An 8409-nucleotide genomic window follows, 5' to 3' on the forward strand; every position below is an offset into this window, starting at 1 on the left:
GTAAATTAAGTCAATTATAAAAACTAGAAAACTGGGTATAATTCATTCAACAAAATCACTAAGTCATTAATCTTATGAACTTTATATGACAGTGACTTGTTAAAAATAACGCATGAAATTAACAAATTTAGCTCAATTTATTTAATCAATTTACGTCAAAGGCAATCGACAAATGAATACCGTAATCCGATCACTCATTCTATGCTCAGTTATCTTACCCAGTGCTGCTGCCATTGCATCTGAATCGGTCAGTACAGGGAATCAGGCATCACAACTCGTGAATACACTCGACATTCACGACCAAGTGCGCCAGCAATTAAAAGCAGACCTTAGCAACATTGCGCAGGATAATCTGTTCAGTGATATTGCTGCCACGCTGTCGCAAGCCCAACTTAAACGTAAAGTAGACAACGTTGTGAACGAGGCCAAACGAGAGTTGCCTTCTCATCAGTTCCGCACTGTGGTTGGTGAGTAAAAGATGACAGGCAGGTGGTTTATCCACCTGCCTTAGGGCAGTGCCCTGGTATCCAACGGGGCAAAACCTTTCACCAAATCATCCACCGCTTTCATCTGCTCAAGGTACGGCGCCAGTTTATCTAGCGGCAAGGCACAAGGCCCATCACACTTGGCGGCATTGGGATCAGGGTGGGCTTCAATGAACAAGCCAGCGATCCCTAAGGCCATTCCGCTACGCGCCAACTGAGCCGCTTGCGCTCTTCGCCCATCTGCAGAATCAGTTCGACCTCCAGGTTTTTGCAACGCATGGGTGGCATCAAAAATAACCGGCGCTAAACCGCGCATTTCATCCATACCGAGCATGTCCACAACCAAATTGTTGTAACCAAAGCTCGTACCGCGCTCACACAACAGGATTTGCTCATTCCCGGCTTCGGCAAATTTATTAATAATGTGACGCATTTCATGGGCTGCCAAAAACTGCGGCTTTTTCACGTTGATCACCGCGCCGGTTTTCGCCATGGCAACCACTAAATCAGTTTGTCTCGCCAAAAAAGCGGGCAACTGAATAATGTCGACAACGTCTGCAACCGGTTGCGCCTGAAAAGGCTCATGCACATCGGTAATGATTGGCACGCCGAACTGTTGTTTAATTTCTTCGAAGATAGCCAACCCCGCATCAAGTCCTGGCCCACGATAGGAATGCACGGAAGAGCGATTCGCTTTATCAAACGACGCTTTAAATACATAAGGAATATTTAGCCTGCTGGTCACTTCAACATAGTGCTCGGCGATACGCATGGCTAAATCCCGCGACTCCAGAACATTCATCCCACCAAATAGAACCATGGGTTGATGGTTAGCAACGGTGATACCGTTAACAGAAACTTGCTCAATCATAAAATCTTGTTCCAGTTAAAAAAACAGAGGCTGTTTCATCAGCGCCACTTTTGCCGTTAAGGCTAACACCACGAGCGCACAGGCAAATGCAAGCCACTGTGCCGGACGTGAAGCCGCCCATTTTAAAGCCCACAATCCTGTAACGATGTAGGCAATCACGCCAAATAATTTAAAAGTCACCCAGCCGTGTACGAAGGGGTACTGACTCAAAATAATACAAAGAGCGATTGCGCTGCCCAGTAACACCGTGTCAATGATGTGAGGTACCACTTTCACCCATTTTTTATGTCGTTGTGCTGAGCCCATTTGCAACCAGATAAACCGCAATATAAACAGCGAGATGCTGATTACGATTGCCGTTAGGTGAAGGTGCTTCATCATCATGTACATTGTGTGCTCCTAGCGCGATGGCTATTATTTAAACGCGACAACCGCGTTGATTTTATGATTTTGCATAGCGTGATTGCAGTGCGACAAATTCATCCATGTCTTTAAGTAGTAAATCGACCAATTCAGGATCAAAATGCTTGCCACGCTCGGTTTGGATATAATCGATGACCTTTTCTAATGGCCAAGCGGGTTTATGCGGGCGCTCGTTATACAAAGCATCGAAGACATCGATGATGCTGGTAATACGCGCTTCCAGCACGATACTGTCTCTTTTTAAGCCGTTGGGATAGCCACTGCCATCCCAGCGTTCATGATGCTGATACGCTAGGGTCGCAGCCATTTGGATTACAGGGCGTTGTGACCCCTTCAACATTTTGTAGCCGTACTCGGTGTGCGACTTAATACTTTCGCGCTCTTTATCAGTTAACTCACTGGGCTTTTGTAATAAACCCTTTGGCAGTTTACTACTGCCGACATCGTGCAGCGGTACGGCCAGCGAAAACAGTTTGGCGCGATCTTCAGGGATACCCACCTTAATGGCTAACAATTCACACATTTCACGCATGCAACGTAGTTGTTCGCTACCGTTGATATTGTCTTCCATGGCGACACCAAGCCGCTCAATGATTTCTTGTTGTGTGTCTTCAATGTCTCTGGTGGCCAATACATTATCGAAGGCAATTTGCACATTTTGGGCAAAGATTTCGACCAGATTGCGATCCACGCGACTGAGCTTTCGCGGTAATCCAGATAAATACAGCAACGAGCCACGCTTTGATTTACTGTGGCAAAACGCCACAAGATGGTCATCGCCATACACAATTTCTTTGTGTGCCAATGCTTTTTTACAGGAAGCCAGCTTAACGGTATCAATCACCTCCTCCATGGGCTTGCCTTCATAATGCGCATACTCGCCGTTACCGGCAAAGATAAACAGTTGGTCATTGTTCACTGAGTGCAAAGGCTGTGGAGTAGCGACCGCGCTGGTAATATACGCTGCGTCTTTAGAACAGCCCAGTATGGACGCCAGCTGCTGAATGATACCCTGAATAAAGGTTTCCAGTGAGCGCGAGCAAAACAGATCCGCCGATGATTCGACGATTTTCTGAAGACCAGCGCGATTTTCTTCAATCACAATAATATCGTTATAAGAACGCAATGCCGAAATGACCACCGTGAACAATTTCTGCGCGGTCAATTCTGTTTTCGATTTGTAATCGTTAATGTCGTAGTTAATGATGACGTCTTTTTCGGGCGCCTGGCCGGGTTGCCCTGTGCGCAAAATAATGCGGCAAAAGTGGTTGTGCAGATGATCACGAATATATTCAGCTACCTTTAGGCCTGAATCATCTTGTTCCATCACAACATCAAGCAGTACGACAGCCACGTCATGATGATTTTCAATCGCTAGTTTTGCTTCCTCACCGCTGTAAGCACTGACAAATGTGAGCCGTTTTCCATTGAAGGTGAAGTCACTCAACGCGAGTTTGGTTACCGCGTGAACCTCTGGCTCATCATCAACAATGAGAATCTTCCAACTGCCCGCTGATTCATCGGTTTGGGTGAGGCCCGGAGTATCATCATCTTCGTCACTGAACAAAAACTCATCGTGCATGTTAACCCTGCCTTATTTTACGCGCCGGTTATTTGCCAGCGTCCTATGGTGACTCTAGGGTGCCCTTGTATGTCTTTCAACGTACTGACGTGACCAAAATTGGCCTTAGCGTATAAATCGCGTACTGCGTCACCTTGCAGATTGCCATGTTCTACCATTAACCACCCGCCGCAGGCAAGATGGTTGCACGCTGTATCGACAATCTTGCGAATGTCATCAAGGCCATCCTGCCCTGATGTTAACGCGCTGCGCGGCTCAAACCTGACATCCCCCTGGGCGAGGTACGGACTGTTTTCTTCAACATAAGGAGGATTGCTGACGATGCAATCAAATTGCCGCTGTTGAAGTGCGCTAAACCATTCGCTCTGTGTAAACTCAACGTTGCTTAACGCCAGCGCGTGTTTATTGTCTTTCGCCAATGCAATCGCATCAGGCGCTTTGTCGACGCCCACTACCTGCCAATGAGGCCGTTCCTTCGCAAGTGCCAGCGCAATCACACCGGTGCCCGTACCCAAGTCACACGCATGCCCGCTATCGGCTGTCATTACCTTAAGCGCAGCTTCAACTAACAGCTCGGTCTCAGGCCTTGGGATCAGCGTACTGGCATTGACTGCTACACTGAAATCCCAGAACGCTTGCTGGCCAGTGAGGTGCGCGATTGGCACGCCAGCAACCCGCTGCGCTAACATCGCATTAAGCTGCTCTTGCTGAGTTTGGTCCAGTTCGATTTCAGGGTGCGTAAACAGCATAACATCATCACACTGTAGCACCGTTTTAAGCAGTACTCTGGCATCAATGTGTACCGAGTCAGAGGCGCTCTTGCGCAAAGCATCTCGCGCACAGGTCAACGCTTGCGCAATGTTCATCGACGCGTTACTCGTCTGCCAGTGAGGCGAGCAGATCGGCCTGATGTTCTTGACGAATAGGCTCCAGCAGCGCGCCCAACCCGCCCTCGATCACATCATCAAGCTTGTACAAAGTGAGGTTGATACGATGGTCGGTTACCCTGCCCTGCGGGAAATTATAGGTTCTGATCCGTTCTGAACGGTCACCACTGCCCACCAAGCTTTTACGCGTTGAAGCCTCTTCAGCAGCACGCTTATCCTGCTCCATCTGGTTTAGGCGAGCGTTGAGTACCGACATCGCCTTGGCGCGATTTTTATGTTGAGAACGTTCATCCTGACACTCAATCACAACCCCGGTTGGGATGTGTGTGATCCGGATTGCCGAATCGGTTTTGTTAACGTGTTGCCCCCCGGCGCCAGAAGCACGAAATGTGTCAATACGCAGGTCTGCCGGGTTGATTTCAATGGCCTCTGACTCAGGCACTTCCGGTAGCACGGCCACCGTGCAGGCAGAGGTATGGATCCGGCCTTGCGACTCAGTTTCAGGCACACGCTGAACACGATGCCCGCCTGATTCAAACTTAAATACACCGTATACACCGTCGCCGATGATATTGGCGATGACCTCTTTAAACCCGCCATGCTCACCCTCATTGGCGCTGATGAGCTCCATGCGCCACCCATTGGCCTCAACATAACGGCTGTACATACGGAACAAATCGCCGGCAAAAATCGCGGCCTCGTCGCCACCGGCCCCAGCGCGAATTTCCAAAAAGCAGTTACAGTCATCATTAGGGTCGCGGGGCAACAGCAGAATTTGAATGTCAGATTCTAGCTGCTCAATAACGGCTTTCGCTTGCTTAACCTCATCCTGCGCCATTTCTCGCATCTCAGCATCGTCTTCATTCAGCATTTCCGTGGCAGCTTCAAGGTTGCTTTGCGCCTCCTGAAAACGATTAAATGCTTTCACCACGTCTTCCAGTTGCGCATATTCTTTAGAAAGCGCCTTGAATCGCTCTTGATCCGCAATGACATCAGGAGAGCTGAGGAGTGCCTGAACTTCTTCAAACCGTTCAACAAGTGTTGTAAGTTTGTTTTCAACTGATTGCTTCATGATATTCCTGTGGTTATTTTTTTGATAAGCCGCTGCGTGGCGGCTCAAGTTCAAACGCATCAACCAGCGTGCGTTTGAGTTCTTCATCTTTGCGTTCGATCGCTTGATTCAATGCTTTAGTCGGAGCGTGCATAAAATAGTTAGTGAGTTTATGGGCTAGCTCTTGCAACACGACATCTGGCGCTTTGCCATCTTCTATTTGCTGTTGCGCAGCGGTTAGCAATACCTCTCTTTGCAGCTCACCCCGTTGGCGATAGCTACGCACTAAGTCAATACTATTGCGACTTTGCAACCAGGCTTCATAGGCCCTGGACTGTTCTACAACCAGCTTTTCGGCAGCTTGCGCAGCAACTTCACGATGTGCAACGTTTTGTTCTACGATTTCCTGCAAGTCGTCAACACTGTATAAGTACGCGTTATCTAAATCACTCACTTCCGCTTCAATGTCACGGGGCACCGCCAAGTCGACCATAAAAATCGGCCTGTTTTTGCGCTGCTTTAATGCCTGCTCAACCATTCCCTTACCGATCAGGGGTAATTGGCTGGCGGTACTGGAAATCACAATATCCGCTTCGTGCAGGTGCGAGGGTAACTGCGACAACGTCAATGGACGCGCGGCAAGCTTGTCGGCAAGCTCTTCTGCTCTGGCTAGCGTTCTATTGGCCACCAGAATACGCTGCACGCCTTGCTCTTGCAGATGGCGCGCAACCAGCTCAATCGTTTCGCCGGCGCCCACTAATAAAACGGTTTGTTGTTCCAGCTTGGCAAAAATGTGTTTTGCCAGTTGAACCGCAGCATAGGCAACCGACACGGCGTTATTGCCAATATCCGTTTCGGTACGAACTTTTTTAGCCACAGAAAACGTATATTGAAACAACCGCTCTAAACCGTTGCCAACGGCGCCAGAGTGCTTTGCGTCGTTAAACGCCTGCTTAACCTGACCAAGTATTTGCGGCTCGCCCAACACTAAAGAATCTAAACCGCTGGCGACTCTCATCATATGTTGCACGGCTTCATCACCAAAATATGTATAACTGTGCGATTCGAGTGATGTATCGGACAGCGAATGGAATTCTGCCAGCCATGTGCGTAACTCTTCTGCTGTTGACTGTTCGTCACCATCATGAGGTAACGCGTATATTTCGGTACGATTACAGGTAGACACAATCACAGCCTCACGCGCACGCTTGCGATCCTTTAGCGACACCAATGCAGCGACAAGGCTGTCTGCGGTGAAAGCGACTTGCTCACGCAACGAGACTGGTGCAGTCTTATGATTGATGCCGAAGGCGATTAGTGTCATTGAATACTGGAGTGACTGAATTGGTGCGCATTGTACGAAAAAGCCAAAATGATTGAAAGCATCAGGTTTTTTGTGTTCCTATAACGCGCTAACCGACAACACTAAAATGGCATGAAGACGCTGAACAACCTACCACGAATCAACACGCGATTTCTCTTTATCACGCGCTTACTGTATGTGGCGATTGCGGCGGTGTTGGCCGGATGTACCACAGCCTACCAGCCGGTTAAGACCGTCAATCAAAGCGTAAATGACGCCAAGCTTATCAAACTCGTTAAGTGGGAGTTGCGTGGAAGGATGGCGATAAAAACAGACCAAGAATCAGTGAGCGCCTACGTGCGTTGGCATCAGCAAAAAGACCAATTCGAATTTACGTTAACCAATGTACTTGGCGTGACCTTACTGACGCTGACGTTTGATGGGCAACTGGCTGAGCTGACGATTGATGACAAAAACTACCGCGACACCGACCCTCAACGCCTACTTGAGGACGTCAGTGGATGGCAGATACCGGTCGATCTTCTGCCAATTTGGGTAAAAGGTTTAGCCCGCCCTCAGGATAAAACCACACGCACATCCGAAGGCTTACTGACACAAATCTTGCCTAGCGGTTCAGCGAGCAAATGGCGCGTTGACTTCAGTGGGTACTCGCGAGAAGTGATCGGTAACAATAACGACAAACAACCTGTCAGTGTGGTGCTGCCACGTCAATTGACCATTCAGCAAAACGCCGGTGCCACGGCGCGAACGTTCAGCTTAAAACTTAAAGTGAATCATTGGGAAGCAACAGCAATCGATGAATAATGTTAAACACCATACTCAGATGCGCTGGTGGCCCAGTCCTGCCAAATTAAACTTATTTCTGCATATTACCGGACGTCGATGCGATGGCTATCATGAGCTACAGAGCGTGTTTCAAATGCTGTCTTTCGGTGACGAAGTCGGTATTGAAGTAAACCCATCCGGTCAGATAAATATCATGACACCCATTGAAGGCGTTACTGAGCAAGCGAACCTTGCTTACAAAGCTGCCGCTCTGTTGCAGAAGGCAACGCACACTCGGCTTGGCGCTAATATTTCGATCCGCAAACAATTGCCTATGGGCGGGGGGATCGGCGGCGGCTCTTCCAATGCTGCCACGGTGTTGTGCGTATTGAATCAATTGTGGCAATGCGGTCTCGACCCGCAATCGCTGTGTAAACTCGGCTTGACATTAGGCGCTGACGTACCTGTTTTCATTCACGGCAAAACGGTGTTTGCTGAGGGCGTAGGCGAAAAGTTTTATCCAATCAGCCTTCCTTCAAAATGGTATTTAGTAGCCAATCCACGTTGCCACATCGCGACAGCTGATGTATTCAAATCGCCAGAGCTGACGCGTAACACGCCCCCAATTCGGGTTGAGGATTACGATTTTGGCGCCACACGCAATGATTGTCAGGATTTAGTGATTGATCGCTATCCGGAAGTTGCAAATTTATTACAGTGGTTGGTACACTACGCCCCGTCTCGAATGACAGGCACGGGTGCCTGTGTGTTTAGCGTCTTTAACAGCCAGTCTGAGGCTGAAGAAACGCTGAAGCAGTTACCGTCTAAATGGTCAGGTTTTGTTGCTCAAGGGCTATCAGAATCGCCACTAGTAGCGGCGTTGAGCACAGTGGGTCAAGGAAGCGCAGCACCAGTGTCGTGAATGTCATTCTTAGAAATTTTTTATTGGGGTATAGCCAAGTTGGTAAGGCAGCGGGTTTTGATCCCGCGATTCGTTGGTTCGAGTCCAGCTACCCCAGCC

The 8409-nt window shown here is 48.8% G+C and carries 9 protein-coding genes and 1 tRNA gene; 4 read left to right on the forward strand and 6 right to left on the reverse strand.

Going from position 1 to position 8409, the window contains the following annotated elements:
- The first annotated feature begins 172 nt into the window (after positions 1–172).
- Positions 173–475 carry a hypothetical protein gene (locus tag KIU71_RS12910; RefSeq protein WP_214131688.1) on the forward strand — a complete coding sequence of 101 codons (303 nt, stop codon included), beginning with the start codon at positions 173–175 and terminating at the stop codon, positions 473–475.
- Positions 476–507: 32 nt separating this feature from the next.
- Here KIU71_RS12910 and kdsA read toward each other — a convergent pair whose 3' ends face one another.
- From kdsA to hemA, 6 genes are read right to left on the reverse strand one after another with little or no spacing between them, the layout of a single operon-like run.
- Positions 508–1356 (reverse strand): 3-deoxy-8-phosphooctulonate synthase, encoded by an 849-nt coding sequence (gene kdsA / locus KIU71_RS12915; protein ID WP_214131689.1) that lies wholly within the window; start codon positions 1354–1356, stop codon positions 508–510.
- A 15-nt stretch (positions 1357–1371) separates the two neighbouring features.
- Positions 1372–1746, reverse strand: a complete 375-nt coding sequence (locus tag KIU71_RS12920; RefSeq protein ID WP_214131690.1) for a SirB2 family protein — start codon at positions 1744–1746, stop codon at positions 1372–1374.
- A gap of 52 nt (positions 1747–1798) precedes the next feature.
- A complete protein-coding gene (locus KIU71_RS12925) occupies positions 1799–3361 on the reverse strand; it encodes a DUF3369 domain-containing protein (RefSeq protein WP_214131691.1) in 1563 nt (520 codons plus the stop codon).
- A 17-nt stretch (positions 3362–3378) separates the two neighbouring features.
- Positions 3379–4227, reverse strand: a complete 849-nt coding sequence (gene prmC / locus KIU71_RS12930) for a peptide chain release factor N(5)-glutamine methyltransferase (protein ID WP_214131692.1) — start codon at positions 4225–4227, stop codon at positions 3379–3381.
- A gap of 7 nt (positions 4228–4234) precedes the next feature.
- A complete protein-coding gene (gene prfA / locus KIU71_RS12935; protein WP_214131693.1) occupies positions 4235–5320 on the reverse strand; it encodes a peptide chain release factor 1 in 1086 nt (361 codons plus the stop codon).
- 13 nt (positions 5321–5333) lie between these two features.
- A complete protein-coding gene (gene hemA, locus KIU71_RS12940; RefSeq protein WP_214131694.1) occupies positions 5334–6623 on the reverse strand; it encodes a glutamyl-tRNA reductase in 1290 nt (429 codons plus the stop codon).
- A 111-nt stretch (positions 6624–6734) separates the two neighbouring features.
- Here hemA and lolB point away from each other — a divergent pair, with 111 nt between their 5' ends.
- The 3 genes from lolB (at position 6735) to KIU71_RS12955 (ending at position 8407) form a co-directional block, all read left to right on the forward strand.
- Positions 6735–7427 (forward strand): lipoprotein insertase outer membrane protein LolB, encoded by a 693-nt coding sequence (gene lolB / locus KIU71_RS12945; RefSeq protein ID WP_214131695.1) that lies wholly within the window; start codon positions 6735–6737, stop codon positions 7425–7427.
- The gene (gene ispE / locus KIU71_RS12950; RefSeq protein WP_214131696.1) at positions 7420–8310 is read left to right on the forward strand and encodes a 4-(cytidine 5'-diphospho)-2-C-methyl-D-erythritol kinase; all 891 of its coding nucleotides are present in this window, start codon (positions 7420–7422) and stop codon (positions 8308–8310) included. Before lolB ends, ispE begins: the two co-directional genes overlap by 8 nt.
- A 24-nt stretch (positions 8311–8334) precedes the next feature.
- Positions 8335–8407: transfer RNA gene (locus KIU71_RS12955), tRNA-Gln, on the forward strand.
- Positions 8408–8409 lie beyond the last annotated feature (2 nt).

This window comes from Alteromonas oceanisediminis (assembly GCF_018474025.1).
Taxonomy (GTDB): Bacteria; Pseudomonadota; Gammaproteobacteria; order Enterobacterales; family Alteromonadaceae; genus Alteromonas_E; species Alteromonas_E oceanisediminis.

Coding starts and splice junctions, on each gene's coding strand:
- KIU71_RS12925 (WP_214131691.1), bottom strand. CDS start 3,361: ATGCACGATGAGTTTTTGTTCAGTGACGAAGATGATGATACTCCGGGC.
- prfA (WP_214131693.1), bottom strand. CDS start 5,320: ATGAAGCAATCAGTTGAAAACAAACTTACAACACTTGTTGAACGGTTT.
- lolB (WP_214131695.1), top strand. CDS start 6,735: ATGAAGACGCTGAACAACCTACCACGAATCAACACGCGATTTCTCTTT.
- hemA (WP_214131694.1), bottom strand. CDS start 6,623: ATGACACTAATCGCCTTCGGCATCAATCATAAGACTGCACCAGTCTCG.
- KIU71_RS12920 (WP_214131690.1), bottom strand. CDS start 1,746: ATGTACATGATGATGAAGCACCTTCACCTAACGGCAATCGTAATCAGC.
- prmC (WP_214131692.1), bottom strand. CDS start 4,227: ATGAACATTGCGCAAGCGTTGACCTGTGCGCGAGATGCTTTGCGCAAG.
- KIU71_RS12910 (WP_214131688.1), top strand. CDS start 173: ATGAATACCGTAATCCGATCACTCATTCTATGCTCAGTTATCTTACCC.
- ispE (WP_214131696.1), top strand. CDS start 7,420: ATGAATAATGTTAAACACCATACTCAGATGCGCTGGTGGCCCAGTCCT.
- kdsA (WP_214131689.1), bottom strand. CDS start 1,356: ATGATTGAGCAAGTTTCTGTTAACGGTATCACCGTTGCTAACCATCAA.